22 protein-coding genes and 1 riboswitch are annotated in these 22614 nt (G+C 40.3%); of the genes, 5 read left to right on the forward strand and 17 right to left on the reverse strand.

Annotated features, from left to right (window positions below):
• Positions 1–25 precede the first annotated feature (25 nt).
• The 7 genes from mfd to efp all read right to left on the reverse strand — a co-directional run bounded on the left by mfd (position 26) and on the right by efp (position 8932).
• A complete protein-coding gene (gene mfd / locus ACWIT3_RS06665; protein ID WP_457161973.1) occupies positions 26–3463 on the reverse strand; it encodes a transcription-repair coupling factor in 3438 nt (1145 codons plus the stop codon).
• A gap of 132 nt (positions 3464–3595) precedes the next feature.
• The gene (locus ACWIT3_RS06670; protein ID WP_457161974.1) at positions 3596–3784 is read right to left on the reverse strand and encodes a DUF5363 family protein; all 189 of its coding nucleotides are present in this window, start codon (positions 3782–3784) and stop codon (positions 3596–3598) included.
• A 37-nt stretch (positions 3785–3821) separates the two neighbouring features.
• Positions 3822–5774: a tRNA(Met) cytidine acetyltransferase TmcA gene (locus ACWIT3_RS06675; protein WP_457161975.1), complete on the reverse strand. Its 1953-nt coding sequence runs from the start codon at positions 5772–5774 to the stop codon at positions 3822–3824.
• 18 nt (positions 5775–5792) lie between these two features.
• Positions 5793–6527: a DUF5358 family protein gene (locus ACWIT3_RS06680; protein WP_457161976.1), complete on the reverse strand. Its 735-nt coding sequence runs from the start codon at positions 6525–6527 to the stop codon at positions 5793–5795.
• A 134-nt stretch (positions 6528–6661) separates the two neighbouring features.
• Positions 6662–7129 carry an rRNA maturation RNase YbeY gene (gene ybeY, locus ACWIT3_RS06685; protein ID WP_457161977.1) on the reverse strand — a complete coding sequence of 156 codons (468 nt, stop codon included), beginning with the start codon at positions 7127–7129 and terminating at the stop codon, positions 6662–6664.
• On the reverse strand, positions 7130–8227 hold the full coding sequence (locus ACWIT3_RS06690; RefSeq protein WP_457161978.1) for a PhoH family protein: 1098 nt from the start codon (positions 8225–8227) through the stop codon (positions 7130–7132). It lies immediately after the preceding gene.
• A gap of 138 nt (positions 8228–8365) precedes the next feature.
• The gene (efp, locus tag ACWIT3_RS06695; protein ID WP_046338879.1) at positions 8366–8932 is read right to left on the reverse strand and encodes an elongation factor P; all 567 of its coding nucleotides are present in this window, start codon (positions 8930–8932) and stop codon (positions 8366–8368) included.
• 35 nt (positions 8933–8967) lie between these two features.
• Here efp and epmB point away from each other — a divergent pair, with 35 nt between their 5' ends.
• Positions 8968–9981, forward strand: coding sequence for an EF-P beta-lysylation protein EpmB (gene epmB / locus ACWIT3_RS06700; RefSeq protein WP_457161979.1), 1014 nt, complete (start codon positions 8968–8970; stop codon positions 9979–9981).
• Between the two features lie 90 nt (positions 9982–10071).
• Positions 10072–11232: an opacity-associated protein OapA gene (gene oapA, locus ACWIT3_RS06705; protein WP_457161980.1), complete on the forward strand. Its 1161-nt coding sequence runs from the start codon at positions 10072–10074 to the stop codon at positions 11230–11232.
• Positions 11233–11314: 82 nt separating this feature from the next.
• On the opposite strand, the gene rdgC is transcribed toward oapA, so the two are convergent.
• Complete coding sequence (gene rdgC, locus ACWIT3_RS06710) at positions 11315–12223, reverse strand: recombination-associated protein RdgC (RefSeq protein WP_457161981.1); 909 nt, start codon at positions 12221–12223, stop codon at positions 11315–11317.
• A 95-nt stretch (positions 12224–12318) separates the two neighbouring features.
• Between rdgC and proC the strand changes: the two genes are divergently transcribed.
• Genes proC through xerD form a run of 3 tightly spaced genes read left to right on the forward strand, consistent with a single transcriptional unit; the run spans position 12319 to position 15199 of the window.
• Positions 12319–13146 carry a pyrroline-5-carboxylate reductase gene (gene proC / locus ACWIT3_RS06715; protein WP_457161982.1) on the forward strand — a complete coding sequence of 276 codons (828 nt, stop codon included), beginning with the start codon at positions 12319–12321 and terminating at the stop codon, positions 13144–13146.
• Positions 13146–14303 carry a 3-phenylpropionate MFS transporter gene (locus tag ACWIT3_RS06720; protein ID WP_457161983.1) on the forward strand — a complete coding sequence of 386 codons (1158 nt, stop codon included), beginning with the start codon at positions 13146–13148 and terminating at the stop codon, positions 14301–14303. The genes proC and ACWIT3_RS06720 overlap by 1 nt, the downstream gene beginning before the upstream one ends.
• A gap of 2 nt (positions 14304–14305) precedes the next feature.
• Positions 14306–15199, forward strand: a complete 894-nt coding sequence (gene xerD, locus ACWIT3_RS06725) for a site-specific tyrosine recombinase XerD (RefSeq protein ID WP_457161984.1) — start codon at positions 14306–14308, stop codon at positions 15197–15199.
• A 57-nt stretch (positions 15200–15256) separates the two neighbouring features.
• Here the strand turns inward: xerD and raiA are convergent, their stop codons facing one another.
• From raiA to ppdD, 9 genes are all read right to left on the reverse strand, one after another.
• Entirely contained in the window at positions 15257–15574 is a 318-nt protein-coding gene (raiA, locus tag ACWIT3_RS06730) for a ribosome-associated translation inhibitor RaiA (protein ID WP_046338885.1), read from the reverse strand.
• Positions 15575–15824: 250 nt separating this feature from the next.
• Positions 15825–17198 (reverse strand): alanine/glycine:cation symporter family protein, encoded by a 1374-nt coding sequence (locus ACWIT3_RS06735; protein WP_457161985.1) that lies wholly within the window; start codon positions 17196–17198, stop codon positions 15825–15827.
• A 112-nt stretch (positions 17199–17310) separates the two neighbouring features.
• Positions 17311–17429: riboswitch (glycine riboswitch) on the reverse strand.
• 223 nt (positions 17430–17652) lie between these two features.
• Entirely contained in the window at positions 17653–17922 is a 270-nt protein-coding gene (locus ACWIT3_RS06740; RefSeq protein ID WP_046338887.1) for a GNAT family N-acetyltransferase, read from the reverse strand.
• Positions 17922–18122, reverse strand: coding sequence for a DNA gyrase inhibitor YacG (gene yacG / locus ACWIT3_RS06745; protein WP_046338888.1), 201 nt, complete (start codon positions 18120–18122; stop codon positions 17922–17924). Before yacG ends, ACWIT3_RS06740 begins: the two co-directional genes overlap by 1 nt.
• Positions 18123–18129: 7 nt before the next feature.
• Positions 18130–18753, reverse strand: coding sequence for a dephospho-CoA kinase (coaE, locus tag ACWIT3_RS06750; protein ID WP_457161986.1), 624 nt, complete (start codon positions 18751–18753; stop codon positions 18130–18132).
• A 20-nt stretch (positions 18754–18773) separates the two neighbouring features.
• Positions 18774–19493 carry a prepilin peptidase gene (locus ACWIT3_RS06755; protein WP_457161987.1) on the reverse strand — a complete coding sequence of 240 codons (720 nt, stop codon included), beginning with the start codon at positions 19491–19493 and terminating at the stop codon, positions 18774–18776.
• Complete coding sequence (locus tag ACWIT3_RS06760; RefSeq protein ID WP_457161988.1) at positions 19490–20707, reverse strand: type II secretion system F family protein; 1218 nt, start codon at positions 20705–20707, stop codon at positions 19490–19492. The genes ACWIT3_RS06755 and ACWIT3_RS06760 overlap by 4 nt, the downstream gene beginning before the upstream one ends.
• The gene (locus ACWIT3_RS06765) at positions 20695–22089 is read right to left on the reverse strand and encodes a GspE/PulE family protein (protein ID WP_457161989.1); all 1395 of its coding nucleotides are present in this window, start codon (positions 22087–22089) and stop codon (positions 20695–20697) included. The genes ACWIT3_RS06760 and ACWIT3_RS06765 overlap by 13 nt, the downstream gene beginning before the upstream one ends.
• Positions 22086–22520, reverse strand: a complete 435-nt coding sequence (ppdD, locus tag ACWIT3_RS06770; protein WP_457161990.1) for a prepilin peptidase-dependent pilin — start codon at positions 22518–22520, stop codon at positions 22086–22088. The genes ACWIT3_RS06765 and ppdD overlap by 4 nt, the downstream gene beginning before the upstream one ends.
• Positions 22521–22614 lie beyond the last annotated feature (94 nt).

Consider the following 22614-nt stretch of genomic DNA (forward strand, 5'->3'; position numbering starts at 1 on the left):
AAACCTCATAACATGTTCGTGTTGCTTATTCTTGAAGCGTTTTCAGTAAATGTTCAACAAAATCCAACCGCGCTTTATGACTCGTGAAGGCTTTATTAAATCTGAATTTAGTTGGACCATCGAAACGATAGACCGTTGGTTCTGTTTGAATCAGTTGTAAGAATTTCATTGGGTCTAATTCAGCACGTGGTGAAAATTCAATAAATCCCCCTTGTGCATTGCCATCAATTTTATGGATTTGGATAGTTTTTGCCATTTGGCGAAGTTCGGCAATTTGGAATAAATTACGCGTCGCTTCTGGCAACGAACCAAAGCGGTCAATTAATTCCACTCTTAATTCATCTAACGCATGTTTATTTTCGGCGCTGGCAATACGTTTATAGAAAGACAAACGCATATTCACATCGCCTAAATAATCTTCTGGCAACAAGGCAGGTAAACGTAAATCAATTTCCACTTGCTGTTGCGTCAACTCATCTAAAGACGGCTCACGCCCCGCTTTTAAGGCATTCACTGCACTTTCTAATAAATCCATATACAGCGAGAAGCCCACCGACTCAATTTGTCCGCTTTGTTCAGAACCCAGTAATTCACCCGCACCGCGAATTTCCAAATCGTGAGTCGCAAGAATAAAACCTGCCCCTAAGTTATCTAAGCTTTCCAAGGCTTCAAGACGTTTTTGCGCATCTTTCGTCATGGCTTTTGGCGGTGGCGTTAACAAATAGGCGTATGCTTGGTGATGGGAACGACCAACACGTCCACGTAGCTGATGTAACTGAGCCAAACCAAAGTTATCCGCACGTTCGATAATGATCGTATTCGCGGTTGGTACATCAATCCCTGTTTCAATAATGGTCGAGCAAACCAATACGTTAAAACGTTGATGATAGAAATCTGACATCACACGTTCGAGTTCACGCTCACGCATTTGCCCATGCCCAACCGTAATGCGAGCTTCTGGTACAAGTGCGGTCAATTTTTCTGCACAATTTTCAATGCTTGCCACATCATTATGCAGATAGTAAACCTGTCCACCACGCAAGATTTCACGCAAAATCGCCTCACGAATCACTAAATCATCCGCTTGTTTCACAAAGGTTTTAATCGTTAAACGGCGTGCCGGCGGAGTAGAAATAATCGATAAGTCACGAATGCCATGCATTGCCATATTCAAAGTTCGAGGAATTGGCGTTGCCGTTAAGGTGAGAATATCAATATTGGCACGTAGCTGTTTAATACGCTCTTTTTGACGCACACCAAAGCGATGTTCTTCATCAATAATCAATAAACCTAGGTCGTGGAATTGCACATCTGATTGAATTAATTTATGTGTCCCAATCAGAATATCCACTTTGCCTTCCGCCAAGTTTTGTATCACTTGTTTTTGTTCTTTGGCGGTTTTAAAGCGTGAAAGCACTTCCACATTGACTGGCAAATTCGCAAAACGATCTTTAAAGTTTTCATAATGTTGTTGCGCAAGCAAGGTTGTTGGCACTAACACTGCGACTTGTTTATGATTCATCACCGCTAAAAATGCGGCACGCATCGCCACTTCCGTTTTCCCAAAGCCCACATCACCACACACCAAACGATCCATTGCTTTCGGCTGACACATATCCGAAATCACCGCATGAATTGCCATTTCTTGATCGACAGTTTCTTCAAATGGGAACGTGGCGGCAAATTGCTGAAATTCTTCACGATCATAATTAAAAGCAAAGCCTTTCTGCGCCTCACGTTGTGCATACACATCTAATAATTCTGCTGCGACATCACGAATTTTTTCTGCGGCTTTATGACGTGCTTTCACCCACGCATCACTGCCTAATTTGTGCAATGGCGCGGTTTCATCTGAACCGCCTACATAACGGCTGATCAAATGCAAAGAGGACACTGGCACATAAAGCTTGGATTCATTGGCATAATTTAACAGTAAATATTCTGCCGTAATGCCACCGTTTTCGAGCGTGACTAATCCCGCATAACGCCCTACGCCGTGCTCTAAATGCACTACTGGTTGCCCTATTTTTAATTCTGCAAGGTTACGAATTAAAGTGTCAGGATTAACAGATTTTCGCTTATCTCGACTACGTTGCTGAACACGTTCGCCCAATAATTCTGTTTCAGTAATGAGGGCTATGGGCTGATCTTGCTCGACAATAAAGCCGTTCTCTAAACCACTAATCAACAAGTTAAATTTATCTTTTGCCTGTGAAAGTGCGGTAATTTTTGTCGCCGTGATTTTCAATGGAGAAAGTAAATCACGTAAGGTTTCACGACGTCCTTCACTTTCCACAGAGAAAACAATATTGCCTTTAAATTGTTCCGTAAATTGACGTAATAGCTTTAACGGTTCTTTTTGTTGCGACTGAATCGTCAGTTCAGGCAATGCTTGTACGGCTAAATTTTTCTGACGCACTGAAGCACGTACTTTTTCTGCGTTGAAGCTGATTCTTGGATAACGTTTTAATTCACGATTAATTTCATCAATGCGTAACCATAAACGTTCTGGTGCTAACAACGGGCGCATCGGATCGACTTTACGGCTTTCGTAGCGTTGTTGTGCATCTTGGTAAAAACGTTCAGCTTGGGTTTGAATATCACCCACATCGAGCCACAAGCTGTTTTGCGGCAAATACGCAAACAGCGTTGCCATTTGCTCAAAAAAGAGAGGCTGCCAATATTCAATCCCCGAAATTAATGTGCCTTTGCTGACTTGTTGGTAAATATGTTCAGGGTCACGACGAATCTCGCCAAAGGTTTCTCGGAATTGGGAACGGAAAAATTCAATGCCTTTTTCATCGGTTGGAAACTCGTGAGCCGGCAATAAATTAATCGCTTTGATTTCTTCTAATGTACGCTGTGTATCCACATCAAATGTGCGAATAGTATCAATTTCATCATCAAAAAAATCTAAACGAAAAGGCACCACACTTCCCATCGGGAAAAGATCTAACAACGCGCCACGTACGGCGTATTCACCGTGTTCAAGCACTTGCTCTACGGCTCGATAACCTGAGCTGTCTAGTTGTAAACGCATTTTATTGATTTGTAAGCGATCACCTTTTTTAATTAACAACACATTATGCTGTAAAAATTCTGGTGGGCATAAACGCTGCATTAGTGTAGTAATCGGTAAAATCAGTATGCCTTTTTGACGCTGTTGCAACTGAAATAACGCACTTAAACGGGAGGAAATAATTTCTTGATGAGGAGAAAACGCATCATAAGGCAGCGTTTCCCAATCGGGAAAAAATGTAATTGGCTGTTGACTAAATTGTGCTAACACTTTTTCTAAACGCACCGCACTTCGTGTATCTGCCGTTAAGACCACCGTCAGCCCTGAATATTGGCTGGCAATTTCATTAATCGCTAACGCATCTGCGCCAGCTAGTACATTGCCTAAAATTTTATGATCATTGGCTTCTGTCGGAATGGCTAAATCGAAATATGTGGTTGTCATAACTGCGGTGTATATTGAGGTAAAATAAAGTGAAAAAGTAGTCGGTAGTATAGCGTAATCTCGCTTTTTTTCAATAAACCATCTGTATAAAAGCACAGTAAAAAAGCCAAGTTGAACTTGGCTTTTGTCGTGTTATTCTGCTTTCTTTTTCGCCTCTTGTGCTGCTTTTTCTTCAGGCGTCCAATTTTCATCAAACTTAACTACAGGCACACAGCAGCATCCTCTGCCACCACCACGCTCTACGCCGATGTCTTTACAAAACTTGCTATATTCATCCCACGCTCTGCGCAATAAGCCTTTTTTTGTTGCTTGTTCGGTCATGTTGCGTTCTCCTTTTTATTGAATGATCTAATGAATATCATAAAACGGCTGCATATTTTTGCAACACTTTCTTGACTTCATCACGACAAATTTTCAACCCGTTTCTTTTCCCGCCTACTATGGACATTGCCATTTTCTTGCTTGCTAGAACTTGTGTTAAAACAGGACAGTCGTCTTTCCCCACTTGCTTGAATAAACGCTGAATAGCGGGAATTGTGCTGGATAGAGGAGTATGAAAATCAGCGAAATCCTGTAAGCATTGTTTATCCTGTGCTAACAACGTCCAGTCTACACTCGATGTGTGGAACGCCTGTGTTAAAGGATGGGCGAATAAAGCCACATTTCGCTCAAAGTGTTGTTTAGCTTGTTGGCAAAAGTGTTTGCCTTGCGCAGTTAAGGGCTTCAATGCAATCACGGAATAACAACCACTGCTCGCTTCTTTTTGTTCACCTAAATGTACTACATCAAAACCGCACTTTTGCCAAAATTGAGCCAGTTGTCTGGTATAACCAAAACTCACAGAAAGAAAATCCACATCAGCGTGTCGGCTAATTTGCGCAATAAGTTGCAGCCCAATACCCCGCTGTTGCCAAACAGGTTGCACTGCAATACGAGAAATACGCAAAGAAGACAAGCGACATGCTTGTAATAAATGACTGTGATAACACAGTACCTGCGCAACCAAATTCCCTCTTGGACGACGCACACCACGCGCGATATCCAAAATGAGAGCGTCGGACTGCATATTTCCTTCTTCCACCAGCCATACGCCGCCCACTAAATCAGATTGCGTTTCTGCGAGATAAAATTGCTGTTTCGGTGCATCAAATAAACGGCGTAAATCGAGAGGTGAAGTTCGATAATGCGCTAAGGTGAGTAAACCATAAAATTCAGAAACTTTGTTTTTCTCTACTAGCTCACTCTGTGAATAAAACTGAATCTGAGTAGCACCTTGCAGATCATTTTGCTGTAAAAAAGCATCTTCCGCATCGAGCATTAAAAGATCATCAAGAAAGGCTTCTAATTTGTCGTTCGCTTGCCAACGCAGTGGCTGATGAAGCTCAAAGTGCGCAAAAGTGCGGTGCAAATTCGCCAAAAATTTGAGTAAAAAACCACGTCCTGTACCTTCATAACTTTGAATGGTGGTGGTGCAAAGAATACGCTTGAAAGCTGAAGTGATCTGCTCTAACAAAGTGAGCGGGATCATCGCCGCCTCATCGATCAACAACCATTTATCTGCAAATTGATTCGGATCTTGTGCAATTTGTTCACAGAGTAAATCAGGCGGCATAAACTCCAGTTCAACTTCTGCAAAATCTTGCAAAATAGTGACCGCACGTTTATTCGGTGCTGTTAAAACGAATGATTGATTGTGCTGCATGAGCTGCTTTGCCCAAAAACCCGCTAATGCGGATTTGCCCCGCCCACGCTTCGCTGTCACAATCAACACGTCTTCTGTTGTATCTTTTATCGCTCGTAATAACTGATGTTGCTCTGCGGTAGGAGGTTGCTGAAAATCCGTCTCATCTTCTACACTCTGTGGCAATACAATTTGTGGAAAAATTGAGTCATAAATTGGAAAACCGTACTCTTGCACCTTTTGTTGAAAATACTGAATAAAGTGCGGTGTTAATATCGGGTGATTTTCTCCCGACCAACGCAAAGAATCAGGATCTTGCCATTGCGCTAATTCACTCCAGCAATTCAACAACACAATGAGCGTTCCGCCTTGTCGTAAGGTACCACCCGCAATGGCTAACGCATCAAGGTTTAACCCCACGCTAGCATCATACACAATGAGGGCAAACTCTTGTCCTAAAAGATTTTTGGCATTACTGAAAGGGAAAAGCGGAAAAGACAAAAAAGGCGGTAAATTGTCGCCAATCCATACCGCACTTTTTGTTTCAGGCAACATCATCAGTTGGTGCGATAATTTGCCCTCGTCACCCACCCAGAATTGGATATGTCGTGGTTTCACTGTCTGCTTCATTACATCGTCTATGTGGATTTACCAACGGTCTAATGGGTGCTCCCAATCGATACTCACATCTTTTTTCGGCTGATAAAGTGGCTCAGGTCTACCACTGATTTTACGCTCAATCGCCTCTTGCTGATCACGGATTTTGCGTTCAATCGATTCTTGCTGATGACGAATTTTCTCTTCAATCGATTGTTGTTGCTCGTGAATACGGCGCTCAATTGAATTGCCTGATGGCGTATCTAAACCGCGTTGACGCTTACTGTCTTTAAAACGTTTATTATAATTTTCTTTCAAATGACGGCATTCTGATTCACGAATATTCACAAGCTCATGTTTCAACTGATGATATTTAAACTGAAAATAACGATAAGCCTCAGGATCATCATAGATCGTTCTTGCCGATGATTTACCCACAATTTTCTCTAATTGCTCGTGGATCATCTCTTTCACCAATTGTTTTTCTAACGCAGTTAAACGCTCATCACGTTGTTGCCCCAATTCTGGTAATAAACAATATTCCAAATTATTTTTTGCCAAAATAAAGCGGTTCATCTGGTCAGTCGAAATCTTATAATAACGGCTACGCTCACGTGTTTCATGAGGATACTCAGGCTTATGTTTGCGATCTAATCTTGGCTCAAGCGGTGGCTCATAAGGTGGCGTATAGGCAGGTTGCTCTGGTTCATATTGTGGGTGAGGATAATAGGTCACACACGCACTTAAACTCACAATCGATAACATCACCAGTAAATTTTTAAACATGATTCCTTCCTTTCTTTTTACTGCAATAAATATGTCATATTTTGAGCATTTACATGCTCATCCGAAAAAATAGAGTTTTCTTTGACCTTAATCGAAAAAAATAGTTTAAAAAAATGGCGAATCTTTACAATTTTTTATTCTTTTTCACTCAAATAGGGATCATCAAAACCGAGCGATTGCATAATTTCCGTTTCAAGATGTTCCATTTCTTCCGCTTCTGCGTCATCAATATGATCATAACCAAGTAAATGTAAACTACCATGCACCACCATATGCGCCCAATGCGCCATCAACGGTTTACCTTGTTCTTCCGCTTCTTTTTCTACGACTTGACGACAAATCACTAAATCGCCTAATAACCCGAGCTCCACTTCATCTGGACATTCAAATGGAAATGACAACACATTCGTTGGTTTATCCTTACCACGATAAGTTAAATTCAATTCATGACTTTCCGCTTCATCAACAAGGCGAACAGTCATTTCCACGTCTGATAATTCAGGTTGCACAGCACGATTTGCCCAAGCTTGAATTTGAGCTTCTGTGGGTAGGTTTTCTGTATTTTCAGTGGCAATTTGTAGATCAATAATCACTTGCTTCATTTATTCATTCTCATTTTTTGAATTTTCTGACTGCTCTTTTTCAGCACGTTCTTGACGACGTTGTTCCGCAATTGCCGCACGACGAATTTCATCTTGTGCTTCCCACGCATCATACGCTTGTACCACTTTCGCTACGACAGGATGACGCACAATGTCTTTACTTTCAAAATAGTTAAAACTTAACTCAGGCACATGTTCTAGCACTTCAATAGCATGACGTAAACCAGACTTTTGGCTACGAGGTAGGTCAATCTGAGTAATATCCCCCGTAATCACGGCTTTCGAGTTAAAACCAATACGGGTTAGGAACATTTTCATTTGTTCAACCGTGGTATTTTGGCTTTCGTCCAGAATAATAAAGCTGTCATTCAATGTACGACCACGCATATAAGCTAAAGGCGCAATTTCAATAACATTGCGCTCCATTAACTTTTGCACGCGTTCAAAACCTAACATTTCAAATAGGGCATCATAAAGTGGACGTAAATATGGCTCGATTTTCTGTCCTAAATCGCCAGGTAAGAAACCTAATTTTTCACCCGCTTCAACCGCAGGGCGCGTGAGCAAAATTCTACGCACTTCTTGCTTTTCAAGAGCCTCCACAGCTGCTGCAACGGCTAAAAAGGTTTTGCCAGTTCCTGCGGGACCAATCCCAAAACTGATATCATGACGGAAAATATTGTGCAAATATTGAACTTGATTAGGTCCACGCGGTTTAATTAAGCCACGTTTGGTTTTTATTGACGAAGCATAAACTTTACTTTCTTCACGTTCATCATCTTGTACGAGAATACGGCTTTCTTGGATTGCAATATGTACATCTTCCAAATCCAAGACTTTAATTTGTCCACGTACTGATGCCGTTTCTAAATACAACGTTTGAATCAATTTGACCGCACTTTTCAGCAATTTAGCATGATGAGGTTTATTGACTTCCTCATTTGACTGAACAGTAAAAGTGAAATTACGACGAGCAATCGTTAAATTTAATGATTTTTCAATCAGTTGTAGATTCCCTTCATATGCGCCACACAATGCTTGTAAACGTGCATTGTCTTGCGGCTCAAGGGTGACTGTTTCGGTGAGTAAATCGCTCAAAGCTAAACCTCAAAATAAAAGACAAGTGAGGGTATTGTAAAGCGATTAGGGCAAATTTGCTAGGTGAGTCACGGGATTTAGATACGAACAAAAATAAAGGCAAGCCTAAGCTTGCCTATATTGCTCATCATGATGGACTTATTTCACACGAGAAACGTATTCGCCTGAACGGGTATCCACTTTGATGACTTCACCAATTTGGACGAATAAAGGGACTTTCACGACAGCACCAGTGCTTAATGTTGCAGGTTTACCACCTGTACCAGCAGTATCCCCTTTCAAACCTGGATCTGTGTCGATAATTTCTAACTCAACAAAGTTTGGTGGAGTCACGCTGATTGGTGCACCATTCCATAATGTCACGATACAATCTGCTTGATCTAATAACCATTTATCTGCATCACCGATTGCTTTTGCATCTGCTGAATATTGTTCAAATGTTTCTGGGTGCATGAAATACCAGAATGCGTCGTCTTTGTAAGAGTAAGTTAAGTTCAGATCCATGACGTCTGCCGCTTCTACTGACGTACCAGATTTGAAGTTCACATCTAATACTTTACCAGAAATTAATTTACGAATACGTGTACGAGTAAAGGCTTGACCTTTACCTGGTTTAACAAATTCATTTTCAACGATCACGCAAGGCTCACCGTCTTGCATAAATTTTAGACCTGGTTTGAAATCACTGGTAGTATATGTAGCCATATTATCCTCAAGTTATAAAGAGATTGTTTTTAAAAGTGCATATTTTAACTCAAAACATAGCAATTAGAGAAGAACAAAGTTGGACAGATCATCTCGCAAATGCCATTTCTGATCCGAAAATATTACTCAAGACCTTAAATTTACCGATTCATGCCTTTGAAAAAGACATTGCCGCACGTCAATTATTCCCTATGCGTGTGCCATTGCCTTTTGTGGCAAAAATGGAAAAAGGCAATCCTAACGATCCTCTATTCTTACAAGTCATGACGGCTTATGATGAGTTTACACAAGTGGAAGGCTTTACAACAGATCCCTTAGAAGAACAAGAGGCAATCGTACCGAGTGTGTTACACAAATACCACAATCGTCTCTTGCTCATGGTAAAAGGGGGATGTGCTATCAACTGTCGTTATTGCTTTCGTCGTCACTTTCCCTATGCCGATAACAAAGGAAATAAAACCAATTGGCAAAAAGCATTGGACTATATTGCTGAACGTCCCGAGATTGAAGAAGTCATTTTTTCTGGTGGAGATCCCCTGATGGCAAAAGATCATGAACTGGCATGGCTCATTGAGCAGTTAGATCAAATACCACATATAAAACGTCTACGAATTCATACCCGTTTACCTGTTGTAATTCCACAACGGATCACAGATGCCCTATGCCAAATTCTCGCGGCGAGTCGCTTACAAAAAGTCTGTGTCACCCATATCAATCATCCAAATGAAATTGATGCATTGTTATCACAAGCACTGGCTAAACTTAAACACATTAACGTTACTCTGTTAAATCAGTCCGTTTTACTCAAAGGAATTAATGATAATGCACACACACTGAAACAGCTAAGTGATAAATTATTTCAAGCAAATATCTTGCCTTACTACTTGCACTTGCTTGATAAAGTGGAAGGGGCAAGTCATTTTTATCTGGAGGATCAACACGCCTTAAACATTTACAAAGAATTACAAAGCATCACATCGGGCTATCTAGTACCGAAATTAGCGCGTGAAATTGCCAAAGAGCCCAACAAAACGCTATATACAGCATAGGAAAATCAAAAAATATCCTTTAGAATAAGCCAAATTTTGACCGCACTTTTCAGTGTATATCCGTGAGCTATTGAGAATCGAGGTACTATCGTGGATTCAGACAAACAAAAAAATGACGTGGAACATCATCCAGAACAAAATGAATTAGATTTAGAATTTAACCAAGTTGAACCTATCACCCCTAAAAAAGTCATAAAAACGGAACCTTCTCTGTTTGACAAAGCAAAAAGCTTATTCGCGAAAAAAGAACAGGTTGATACGACGCTAAATACTCGTAAAGAACCGACGTTTGGTGAACCACTTGTGGCTGAACATGAAGAAAAGCATGAACATGAATCTCACGCGACATCACTTCATACAGAGGATACCATCGCACCTGTTAGCACTAACCAAAGCACACCCGCAGTACACTGGAAAAATCCAGAAACTTGGCCGATGCTACAAATGTTACCGCAACGTCATCGTCGCCTATTTGTTGTGTTGCTCGGGTTAATTCTCTTGTTAATGATTTTCTTTGCCTTAAAACCAAGTTCGGAGACAGTACAGTCTTTTGAGCAACAACATGGTCAAGCTGTACCTATTCAGTTCCAGCCATTAGATAAACAACAAGTCGTTGAACCAACGGTCTTAGATAATCCTGTGACGCAACCACAAGATATGACGGAAAACCAAGCTGTCGTCAATCCGCCAGTACAAGATAATATGAGCGATCGCAGTACGTTACCACACACAACGACTGCGCCAGACCCAATGGAAATGCCTCAACCTTCACACGCTGGACAAACGAAAGTTGAACAAACCGAAAACAAACCGCAACTAAACAAGCCCCAATCTGTCGTGACAGAACCGAAAAACGATAAAATTGTGAGCACTGAAAAGCACAAAGCCGCTGAAAAACCAAAAGCAATAGACAAACCAAAACCTTCCGAAAAACCTGTTGAAAAAGCGAAAGTCGAGAAAAAAGGCGCGCCTGTTGTTGAAGCTGAGCCTGCGAAAACCACAAAAGGTAAAACCTTAACGGTTCCACAGGGGGTCAGCTTGATGCAAGTCTTCCGTAACCATAATCTTAACATTTCAGATGTCAACGCGATGACAAAAGCTTCTGGTGCGGGAAATGCGTTAAGTAATTTTAAAGCGGGTGATAAAGTACAGGTTTCTGTCAATAGCCAAGGACGTGTCACTGAATTGCGCTTAGAAAATGGTGCAAAATTTATTCGTCAAGCCGACGGAAGTTATATTTATAAAAAATAACGCGCGCTATTCAATATAAAAAAAGAAAGCCTGTTACTCACACTAACAGGCTTTCTTCTGTTCCTATTTAACTCAAAAGAAGTTATAAACGCGCTTTTTCACCGCCAAAATCAGCAAGCAAATTCTCAATTAATTTGCTCAATACTCCAGTCATCAATACAAAATCAGCATCAAAGCGCTGGGCATAATCTTCCTTCAAAATATCATCGTTTTTCTCACGGATTTGATCCGCAAATTTTAACCGTTTTAATGAACCATCCTCATGCAAGATAAAGCTGACGTGTTCTTCCCACAGTAATGACAATTTTGTTACAACTTTTCCTGCGCTTAATAAGCTTTGAATTTCTTCAGACTCGAGATTTTGTTGTTTACAACGGATAATCCCCGTATCGCTGCTTCCTGTTAGCTCAGCCTCTTCTAATGGGAATAACCATTGTGGTACCCTCTCATTGCGCAACCAATCTGTCATTAATAAACTCGGGGTATTCGCAAAAGTTAAAGGCACAACAGGTAAAGAACCTAATGATTTACGTAACAACGCTAATACGTCTTCCGCTCGTTTACTTGATGCGGCATCAACATAAATCAAGTGTGCTTCTGCATCAATCCATAGTGCTGTGTGTTGATGTTTACTGAATGCACGCGGTAATAATCCTGCAATGACATCATCCTTTAATGCCTGTTTTTCAACTTTCTTCAATTTACGATTTTCTTTTTGTTCTACGTATTGAATACGCTCCTCTAGTTCTGTTTTCACAACATGTGCTGGTAAGATTTTTTCTTCTTTATGCGCCACTAATAAAATGTGTTTTCCCACTGAAAAATGCAACATTTCACTATCACGTAAAGGGTTAGTCCAGCCAAATTTACTCATATCTGATTGATGACAAGGATGATATTGGCATTGTTGCAAATGAGTCTGTAATACCGCAGAAGACCAATCTAACTCCTTTGTTAAACGATAAATCATGGCGTTTTTAAACCAAAACATAGTTTGTTCCTTATATTTTTCAGGTAAAATAGATCCATTACAATGTCGCATTCGCGACAAAATTTCTCATATTGTAACGTACTTCGAGATAAAATATGCAAACTAAATCTATTTGCTTTATTGGTGGCGGAAATATGGCACAAGCGATTATTTTCGGCCTACTCAAGCAACATTACCCAACTGAACAGATCACTGTCTGTGACCCCAACCCAGAAAAACGCGCCTTATTCCTCGAAAAAGGTATCCGCGCTTTTGAGAATACGCCAGCGCAAATTCAATCCGCAGTTCAACATGCGGAGGTAATCTTACTCGCGGTGAAACCACAAGTGATGGCTGAGGTTTGCCAGTCCTTTCAGGCAATCGATTTCAACCACAAGCTCGTCATTTCCATTGCGGCGGGTATTGCCATCGCTCGTTTACATACCTTACTCCCGACTGCTCGCCATATTGTGCGTGTCATGCCGAATACACCAGCCCTCGTATCAGAAGGGATGTCTGGTTTATTTGCTCCCGCCAATGTGCCCATTCCGCTCAAACAATTTGCTCAAGATTTATTAAGTGCGGTAGGAAAAACCTGTTGGGTGACAGATGAAGCCGCTATGCACAGCATCACGGCGGGATCTGGCAGCAGTCCTGCCTATTTTTTCTTCTTTATGGAAGCCATGCAACGCACTTTAATCAAGATGAATTTGGATCCCCATACAGCAAGATTATTAGTACAACAATCTGCGCTAGGAGCCGCAAAAATGGTCGCAGACAATCCTGATTTGTCTCTCACGACATTACGTGAAAATGTGACATCAAAAGGCGGTACTACTGCTGCAGCGTTGGATATTTTTACTCAACACGACTTATCAAAAACTGTGCAACAAGCGATGGAGGCTTGTGTCGCACGTTCTCAACAAATGGAAAAATTATTTTAATGACTAGTTCAGCATTTAATTGGCTTGCATTCAGCTTTTTCGGATATTTTTGTGCTTATGGCGTTTTTGTACCGTTTTTCCCCGTTTGGTTAAAATCACAGTCTTATGGTGAAGAATTGATCGGTTTAGTCATTGCCAGTTCTTATGTATTTCGTTTTATGGGCGGTATCTTTTTCTCCAGTTTAGTCAAAAAAGCCTCTCAATTGATTTATGCGCTACGCTATTTAGCGTGGATAAGCTGTGTTATTGCATTTTGTATCAGCTTTGTTGCAGAAAGCTTCTGGTTACTGTTTATTGCCATTGCGCTCTTTTCAATGGTCAATGCTGCAGGTATGCCTCTCAGTGATACACTCGCAAGTGTCTGGCAACAACAAATCCAGCTCGACTATGGAAAGGCACGGTTGATTGGTTCGCTCGCATTCGTTATTGGTGTCGTCGTTTTTGGTTACCTCATTGGTGCATTAGGAGATGGCAGTATTGTGTGGATTCTAACCGCTCTTTTAGTGTGTTATGCCACAATACAAATGACCACCCCAACCCCCTTACCAGAAGATCAACAGAGCAATATTGCCAGTCAAGTTAGCTTTGCTGGCTTATTAAAAAATAAAACCACATTACGTTTACTGATTGCGATCTCCCTCATTCAAGGTTCACATGCAGCATATTATGCTTACAGCGTGTTATATTGGACCAGTTTAGGTATTTCTGTCCAAACCACCAGTTTACTGTGGGGATTAAGTGTCATTGCAGAAATGCTCTTATTCTTTTTCTCCACTAAACTCTTCCGCACTTGGAAAGTCAGTTCATTATTTTATTTATCTGCTATTGCCACAGTAATACGTTGGGGAGCATTAAGTATCGCGGAAGATGTGTGGTCATTGGCACTCATTCAAACATTACATAGTCTCACCTATGCTGTTAGTCACTATGCAATCATTCGCTATTTTACTACGCAACCTATTTCTCATATTGCGAAATTACAGGGACTTTATAATGGTCTCTCTGGCTGTGGTGCAGTTGCATTGTTAACCGCACTTTCTGGCGTACTCTACCCAATCTCACCAACAGCCTCTTTCCTAGCGATGATGGGTTTTGCTATGTTGTCATTACTTGCCATCCCACGAAAAATCGATGCATTCTTACTTAAACGGTGCTAAGCATGAAAGATCTTGCGTTAATTGATATTTTTCTCAATGAAGTCTGGATAGAAAAAAACCTATCCGATAACACAGTGCAATCCTATCGTTTAGATTTAACGACATTATTACATTGGTTAGAGAAGAAGGAATTAACGCTCTTAACTTTAGATACTATTGATCTGCAAACCTTTTTAGGTGAACGTTTAACACAAGGTTATAAAGCGACCAGTACCGCTCGTCTCCTCAGCGCTATACGCAAATTATTCCAATATTTATATCGTGAAAAATATCGGCATGATGATCCAAGCGCCATCTTAAGTTCACCTAAATTACCTGTGCGTTTACCCAAATATTTGACAGAACAACAGGTCACCGATTTACTGAATGCACCTGATGTCGATGTCCCATTAGAACTACGCGATAAAGCCATGATGGAATTGTTGTATGCCACGGGATTACGTGTCACCGAGCTGGTGTCTTTAACAATTGAAAATATTGATATTAATCAGGGCGTTGTACGTGTTATTGGTAAAGGAAACAAAGAACGCATAGTACCGATTGGTGAAGAGGCAACACATTGGATTCGTCAATTTGTCCGCTACGGCAGACCTTTTTTACTCAATGGACAAACATCAGATATCGTCTTTCCAAGCAAAAGAGCGGTCAAAATGACCCGACAAACATTTTGGCACCGCATCAAGCATTATGCCATCTTGGCTGAAATTGATGTAGACAGCTTATCTCCGCATGTGTTGCGTCATGCCTTTGCGACCCATTTAGTTAATCATGGAGCGGATTTACGTGTCGTACAAATGTTATTAGGGCATAGCGATCTTTCTACCACACAAATCTATACTCATGTCGCCAAAGAACGTTTAAGACATTTACACCAACGTTATCACCCTAGAGGATAAAACACGCATAAAAAAACTGCATCGTCACAATGCAGTTTTTTAATTTAACCGATCACGTTAAAATGAATCTTTTAATCGCTCATCTGCCCGACGAGCCTCACTTTTATGTTGTAATTTATTGAGCTGTCGTTCTAATTTTTCTTCCACATCATTGATCGCTTTATACATATCTTCTGACTCTGCTTTTGCAAACAAATCACCAAGTGGCGTACCCATTGATGCTTCTACTGAGAAACCTTTTGGTATTTTGTTTAAAATAAAATGGGGATTAATTAACTGAGTTTGCCATTTTCCTAATTTAGCAAGTCTATCTTCGACGTGAGCACGGATTGCAGGGGTGATTTCCATTTGTTTGCTTGTGATATTTAGAGTCATAGCATTTACCTCTCTGTTGAAAAGGGGACCTAATGTCCCTTGTTATTAATAATCCTTAGTTACAACATAGTCCCCTTGCTCTAAGTTTTCAAGTCTTTTTACAGAATTTTTTGGGAAAAAATGAAAAGTATGATCTAAGTAGAAAAATGATGATTTAATACTGGATTATTAGAGGAAAGTTGTTATGATTGAGGGGATAGCATATCGGCACCCCCTCATTATTTTCGCTTAAATTTCAATCAATTATAAATTAAGCCAATTCATCTGCATCCACTTTATTGAGTTTTAAACGTTCAAAGTAATCTTTTGTTTCACTCACGATCACATGACGTAAACCAATTAGTGCGACTAAATTTGGAAATGCCATTAATCCATTTACAATATCTGCCAGAATCCAGATTAAATCTAAATGAATAAATGCACCACACCCCACTAACACAATAAAAACAAAACGATAAAATTTTATGCCTCGTGTTCCAACAAGATAAACAAAGCAACGTTCGCCATAATAGCACCAACCTAAAATGGTCGTAAACGCAAAAAAGAGCAGACCAACAGTCACGATTGTACCACCTAAATTCGATCCTAACCCTTCAGAAAAAGCATAATTCGTTAGCGCTGCACCAGCCATATCAGTCGACTGCCAAGCGCCTGTTAACACTAAAACGATTCCTGTCATTGAACAAACAATAATGGTATCTAAGAATGTTCCTGTCATAGAAATCAGCCCTTGGCGGACAGGTTCTTTCGTTTGAGCTGCTGCTGCGGCAATAGGAGCACTCCCCAAACCAGATTCATTGGAGAAAATCCCCCTCGCAACACCAGATTGAATTGCTTTCATTACGGTATAGCCCAATGTCCCCCCTAAGGCAGCTGTCGGGTTAAATGCACTATGAACGATCAACGCAATCGCTTGTGGGACATGTTGCCAGTTCAGTAACAAAATCACTAAGGATGTCGCAACATACAACAGTGCCATAAATGGCACAATATAGGAAGAAACAATCGCAATACGTCGTACTCCGCCTAAAATAATTAATGCGACTAATCCCGTAATCACGGATGCCGTCAGAGGAATAGGCACACTAAATGTATCCTGCATCGCGTGTGTAATTGCATTGACTTGTGGGAATGTACCAATGCCGAAGAACGCGACTAAAATACCAAATAATGCAAATAGTTTGGCTAACCACTTCACACCAAGTCCACGCTCAATATAATACATTGGACCACCCGCCATAAATCCTTGTTTATCCCGTACACGATATTTAACTGCGAGTAGGCATTCAGCATATTTTGTCGCCATCCCAAGTAAAGCGACTAACCACATCCAAAAAACAGCGCCAGGACCTCCTGCTTGTACTGCCGTTGCAACCCCGACAATATTTCCTGTACCAATCGTTGCCGCTAATGCCGTACAAAGCGCAGCGAAAGAAGAAACATCACCTTTTTTACCTGTTCCTTTTTCTTTTTTAAACAAATAAGACAATGCTCGTGGCAAATATCTAAATTGAATAAAACCTAGACGAAATGTTAAATAAAGCCCTGTTCCTGAAAGTAAAATCAATAAGGGCGGTCCCCAAACAAAACTGTTGAGTGATGATAAAAATGATTCTAATGACATGAAAAGATCCTCGTAAAAAATAACGAATTACAAGGAGGCAAAAGCATTTTGCGGAAGAGTTAAAATAGAAAGACACACAAAAGAGGTGTGTAAAACATCAAACCGACTTTGTCTTCTTGCCCCTGTCCTTTTGCCTGAGCGTTTGAAAAATGGATAGTCATCCATTCTTTTTGCGCCTTCGGCGGCTGTTCATATCGTTGTAATATCACAGCTCTCTCCAAGGGTTCGTCCAGTAACAGTCCCTGCTTAGTATCAGCGCCTGAAAGATTTTACCTCGTCGGCGTAGGGTCGATTCCCTACTCTCCAGCTACCTTCATCCGAACTTACTTTTGTTGAAATTTTCAAAAAAAGTGTGCTAAATTTTAGCAGATAAAATGCAAAAAACAAGAAGTGGCAATACGTGTTTGGAAGGAAAAATAAAATGACAAGGCAGAGACTACCTTCCCTTAAAACATCATGAACGATTATCCCGCTGCCATTTTCTGACAATATAGCTACAAGTTGGAATCAACCTGAGTTGATTATCGCGAACAAAACTGACTAATGCCTGATAAAGTTTATCTGCAACACCTTGACCACGTAACGATTCTGAAACATAAGTATGATTGGCGTTAATTGTCTTTTCATCAACAAAAAAATACGTCAACTCTGCCACTTTATTTCCTGACTCATCTTGTAAGAAAAATTCACCATGTGTTTGATTTTGCTGATGTTGAATGTGCATTAATGTGTTCTCCAATCCTCGCTTTCCTCATTCATCGCAAAATCTGCCGTCTCACAAGGAATCGTTTTTTCTTCCGCAGCCCATTCCCCTAAATCAATTAATTGACAACGTTTACTACAGAACGGACGATAAGGACTCTTCTCTGACCATTCTACTTTTTTTTGACAAATTGGGCATGGAACATCAAATACTTCTGACATACATTTCTCACTCTGCTTTGTGTGCTTTTGCTAAGGCTAAATAGTGTTGATGTAATTCTAACACTTTTTGCTTTAATCCACTCAAGGTTTGCGCCAAATCTCCATCATTATTAATGACGTCATCCGCATAACGCAATCTCGTCATACGATCCACTTGTGCCGCCATGATCTGTTGAATTAACTCAGCTTGACTCTTATCACGTAAAGTCGCACGTTTAATTTGTGTTTCAGGCATCACATCAACAACTAATACCCTTTGGCATAACGAAACCAAATCATTTTCAATTAATAACGGTACAACCCAAAGTACATAAGGGGATGATTGCGCATAAAGCTGCGCTAACATTTCTTGACGAATAGCTGGATGGAGCAAGGCATTAAGCCATGTTTTTTCTTTTGGATGCTGAAAAATATATTCACGTAATGCACTACGATTCAACTCACCGTTTTCAAGCAGAACATGTTCGCCAAAATGATCTACTATTTTCATAAGTAACGGTGATCCTTTTTCAACGACTTGTCTTGCTACTGTGTCTGCATCAATGACTGGTACACCTTGCTCAGCAAATAAATCAGCAACCGTACTTTTGCCACTTCCTATTCCACCCGTTAATCCTACAATATAGGTCATCGCTTTTCCTTCAACTCATATCACACTGAGATCATCATACTTCCCGCATACCAATTAAGCAATATAACAAGCAATGCGGCAATACACAGAAAAGGCGCAAAAGGGAGAGATAAACACATTTTATGATTAAATTTAAGCCAGACCGCATAACTGATGGCACACAAACAAGCGAGTAACACGAAAAGAGGGAGTAAAGACCAATGCAACATGCTACTTAACCCTAACATTAACCAATAATCGCCTCTCCCTAACGCTTCTTTTTTGTATCCCCATTTTGCTAAATGATAAACAATATAAAAGCTACCGAAACCAATAAGCCCGCTATGTATGCTCTGAGAAAGTGTTAACGGACTGATTTCCCAATAGGCTGCTGCCATGCCTAATACTGTTAACAATAAACAGAGTTGCACTGAAATTAACTGATAAACCCAATCAATGATGGAAATACAAATTAAGATTGTGATATAACTCGCGATTAACAGTGCCTCGTCAGGCGACGGGAGCAGTATATAACACCCAATAAATAGAGTAGAAAAACCGAAACAAAAAATAAAAATATGCTCACATGTTAATGGACTAAAACGAGAAACAGATTGCTGAAAGGAAGGCACATTTCCATGAAACATGTATTGATAGGCTTGATGTACATCTTCCTCTACCCAGAGAATAAAATGAGATAAGTAATATCGAACGGCTAATCCCACTCCTCCTCCAACTAGCCCAAATAGTAATAAAATCATTGGATAACCGTGCTCATGTTAAAGAGGGGTAAATACATTCCCAATATAATCATCCCAATGAGTCCGCCAATGCTTAACATTAATAGGGGTTCTAACAATTGCGCCAATAAATCAAGTTGATGTTCTAATTGCTGTTGAGCATTATCCGCAACATAGTGTAATACCATCGGTAATTTTCCGCTTTTTTCCGCCACTTGTAACATTTGTTGTGCTGAGTCAGTAAACAAGACACCGCTCACAGAATCAGAGAAAGCATAACCCGCTTTGATTTGGCTTAAAATAAAACGCACTTCGGCCGCTAACACAGGATCGGCGTCTTCATTCTGTTTTACCTGCCAGCTTTTTCGATTTGGTAAAAAACAATGTAGTGCTTGTTCTAAAGGAATCCCCGCATTCAACATCAAAGAAACATGACGAGTGAAATACACTAAACGATGTAGTTGAACAACGTGACTCAGTAAAGGTAAAGAAGAAATAAAAGAGACTTTTTTCTGACGCAGCCATGAAGAACGCGTCAACTGTAAACGTATCAATAACATCACTAACCCAGATATCAACATTATTTGTAATCCGTATTGATGTAACCCATCCGATAACACAAATAATATGGAAGTAAATAGCGGTAAAGGTTGTGTGCCATAAATTTCAGCGAACTGGGGCACAATAAACAGTAATAACAAAACCGTTAAAAGTACTGAAATACTGAGTACTAACATAGGATAAAGCAATATCTTTTGTACTTTACGTTGTAAAGCAAGTGTTTTTTGGCGTTGTTGAGCAATTTGCTTACACGTTTGTGCCAGGGTTCCTGTCAGTTGACTCATCGCGATCATCTGTTTTTCTTGCTTTGTGACACCATATGGAGAGTGCTCTAACGCTTCAGGAAAAGATAGCCCAGATTCCAGCCCCGCTAATAAACTGATTAACCATTGGTATAACGTAAGATTCATGCAACGTTGTTGAAGAATTTGTAAACTTTCTTTTAGTGGAACCGCAGCATGTAAAAGTAAAGAAAGCTGGATCCAAAAATCACACAGCTCAACATGATTAGCCTTCCTCCAAAGCACCCAATTTCGTTGTAAAGTGAGTTCACGAAAACCACGCTGAAACAATCTCTGCCGAGCTAAATCCCTATTTTCTGCAATAATCATGCCTTTTTGCTTCTGATTTAATCGATTTAAACCATGCCAGCGAAACAATTTTAATTTAGGCATACGTCCCCCAAAACACGCCGTACTTCTTGTTCGTTGGTCATACCTAAGCGCACTTTTTCCATAGCACTCTCATACAGGGTCGAATAGTCAAGGGTAAACTGACCAACTGCATCTTTTTGTAAAAACTGATAGACACCGATTCTACCTGAATAACCTTGGTAACATTCACATCCTATCGTTGTCTTTCCTCCACACTTGCTACAAAGCTGTCTTACTAACCGTTGTGCAACTACCAGTAATAAACTGTGTTCAATTTCATGTGGCTGCACACCTAATTGCTGTAAGCGAGACAGCGCAGATTGCGCATCATTGGTATGCAAAGTGGACAGCACTAAATGCCCTGTTTGCGCAGCGCGTAAAGCAATTGCAGCCGTTTCTTCATCACGAATTTCACCCAGCATAATAATGTCAGGGTCTTGACGTAAAAAAGCACGTAATAGCCGACAAAAATCTAATCCAATCGATGAATTAACTTGTGTTTGAATAATGCCCTCTAGCTCTATTTCAATCGGATCTTCTGCCGTTAGAATATGTTTATCCGTTTTATTTAGCCAATTCAGTGCAGTATAAAGTGAAATGCTTTTTCCACTTCCCGTAGGACCCGTCACTAAAATGAGCCCCTGTGGTTGCGTCAAAATACTTTCAAAATACTGATGCTGATGTGAAGTCATCCCTAAAGTAGTGAAATCGGCATGAATAGGTTGGTTTTGTTGTAAACGTAATACCGCTTTCTCTCCCCAATGCGTCGCTAAGGTAGCAAGGCGGAAATCTAACACATCAGAAAACGGCGTTTTAAATTGGAAACGTCCGTCTTGTGGTAAACGTGTTTCACTGATATCAAGCTTGGCAAGTAATTTAAGGCGAGACAACAAGCGACTTGATAACGAAAGCGCAAGATGAGGCTGAACTTGTAATACACCATCAATCCGAAAGCGCAATTGTAATACATGAGATTGTGGCTCGATGTGAATATCTGACGCATTTTTCTGGCGTGCACTTTCAAAAATTTGATTCAGTAATTGGATAATCGGGTCATCTAACGAAATGTCTTCCTCCACTGTAGGACTGTGGTAGGACACCTGTGTCATATCTTCTATTTGTAATAATGATGGCACAAGACGCTGTAAAGCCGTTTTAAGTTCATCGACATCCAATAAAACAGGTTCTACAAATTTACTACTTAAAAAAGCAAATAATTCACACGCCGAAACATTTGCTAGCGAATCCACGCCTAACCAAAGTGTTTTCTCATCCTCTTTCAATGGTACGGCAAAATAACGTAATAAAATATGCTGTTTTTGTTGATTTTTTTGCCATAATTGAGGGCAAACCGTTATGACGTCCCCCTCTTGTGTTGTAATTGAGATACGAGCTGACATCATGAACAAAATCCCGCAGGAAACCACTCCGTATTCCCATTACACGTTGCTTTCCAAGTAATTCCTTGAGAGATATCTTCATTTGGCATCAATGTATAACTGATACCAGCTAATAAATCTTTTCCAGATACTTGTATAGTTCCATTATTCACAGTCAATGTTGATAAATATTTAGCCTCCTTTTTAATTTCAGCCCTAATACCATTATTACCAGAAGCACACCCCTCCTTTTTCCCCGTATTATAAATACACAATTCAACTTCTGCTCGATAAGGGGCTGCAGCTTGTAATAATTCGGAGATTGCGGCTTTTTTTGTATAATTCTGATAGGAAGGAATCGCGATAGTCGCTAAAATAGCAACGATTGCAACGACAATCATTAACTCAATTAATGTAAATCCTTTTTGTACTGACAAAATAATATGGTTTTTCATCACATCACCTTTAATTGAAAAAAGAACCAACATAGCACCTTACCAGATGGAAAGAGCTAAAAAATGGCTTATGACAGAGTTAGCAAGGACAGTT

Source organism: Pasteurella sp. P03HT (assembly GCF_054052285.1).

What these genes read in the sequence shown, in the direction of transcription:
- ACWIT3_RS06755 (WP_457161987.1), bottom strand. Translation starts at nt 19,493, where the DNA reads ATGATTTTATTACTATTTGGGCTAGTTGGAGGAGGAGTGGGATTAGCC.
- ACWIT3_RS06680 (WP_457161976.1), bottom strand. Translation starts at nt 6,527, where the DNA reads ATGTTTAAAAATTTACTGGTGATGTTATCGATTGTGAGTTTAAGTGCG.
- ACWIT3_RS06720 (WP_457161983.1), top strand. Translation starts at nt 13,146, where the DNA reads ATGACTAGTTCAGCATTTAATTGGCTTGCATTCAGCTTTTTCGGATAT.
- rdgC (WP_457161981.1), bottom strand. Translation starts at nt 12,223, where the DNA reads ATGTTTTGGTTTAAAAACGCCATGATTTATCGTTTAACAAAGGAGTTA.
- coaE (WP_457161986.1), bottom strand. Translation starts at nt 18,753, where the DNA reads ATGACCTATATTGTAGGATTAACGGGTGGAATAGGAAGTGGCAAAAGT.
- ACWIT3_RS06765 (WP_457161989.1), bottom strand. Translation starts at nt 22,089, where the DNA reads ATGATGTCAGCTCGTATCTCAATTACAACACAAGAGGGGGACGTCATA.
- efp (WP_046338879.1), bottom strand. Translation starts at nt 8,932, where the DNA reads ATGGCTACATATACTACCAGTGATTTCAAACCAGGTCTAAAATTTATG.
- ACWIT3_RS06740 (WP_046338887.1), bottom strand. Translation starts at nt 17,922, where the DNA reads ATGCACATTCAACATCAGCAAAATCAAACACATGGTGAATTTTTCTTA.
- xerD (WP_457161984.1), top strand. Translation starts at nt 14,306, where the DNA reads ATGAAAGATCTTGCGTTAATTGATATTTTTCTCAATGAAGTCTGGATA.
- ybeY (WP_457161977.1), bottom strand. Translation starts at nt 7,129, where the DNA reads ATGAAGCAAGTGATTATTGATCTACAAATTGCCACTGAAAATACAGAA.
- yacG (WP_046338888.1), bottom strand. Translation starts at nt 18,122, where the DNA reads ATGTCAGAAGTATTTGATGTTCCATGCCCAATTTGTCAAAAAAAAGTA.
- ACWIT3_RS06760 (WP_457161988.1), bottom strand. Translation starts at nt 20,707, where the DNA reads ATGCCTAAATTAAAATTGTTTCGCTGGCATGGTTTAAATCGATTAAAT.
- ACWIT3_RS06735 (WP_457161985.1), bottom strand. Translation starts at nt 17,198, where the DNA reads ATGTCATTAGAATCATTTTTATCATCACTCAACAGTTTTGTTTGGGGA.
- proC (WP_457161982.1), top strand. Translation starts at nt 12,319, where the DNA reads ATGCAAACTAAATCTATTTGCTTTATTGGTGGCGGAAATATGGCACAA.
- ACWIT3_RS06670 (WP_457161974.1), bottom strand. Translation starts at nt 3,784, where the DNA reads ATGACCGAACAAGCAACAAAAAAAGGCTTATTGCGCAGAGCGTGGGAT.
- ppdD (WP_457161990.1), bottom strand. Translation starts at nt 22,520, where the DNA reads ATGAAAAACCATATTATTTTGTCAGTACAAAAAGGATTTACATTAATT.
- mfd (WP_457161973.1), bottom strand. Translation starts at nt 3,463, where the DNA reads ATGACAACCACATATTTCGATTTAGCCATTCCGACAGAAGCCAATGAT.
- ACWIT3_RS06675 (WP_457161975.1), bottom strand. Translation starts at nt 5,774, where the DNA reads ATGAAGCAGACAGTGAAACCACGACATATCCAATTCTGGGTGGGTGAC.
- raiA (WP_046338885.1), bottom strand. Translation starts at nt 15,574, where the DNA reads ATGACTCTAAATATCACAAGCAAACAAATGGAAATCACCCCTGCAATC.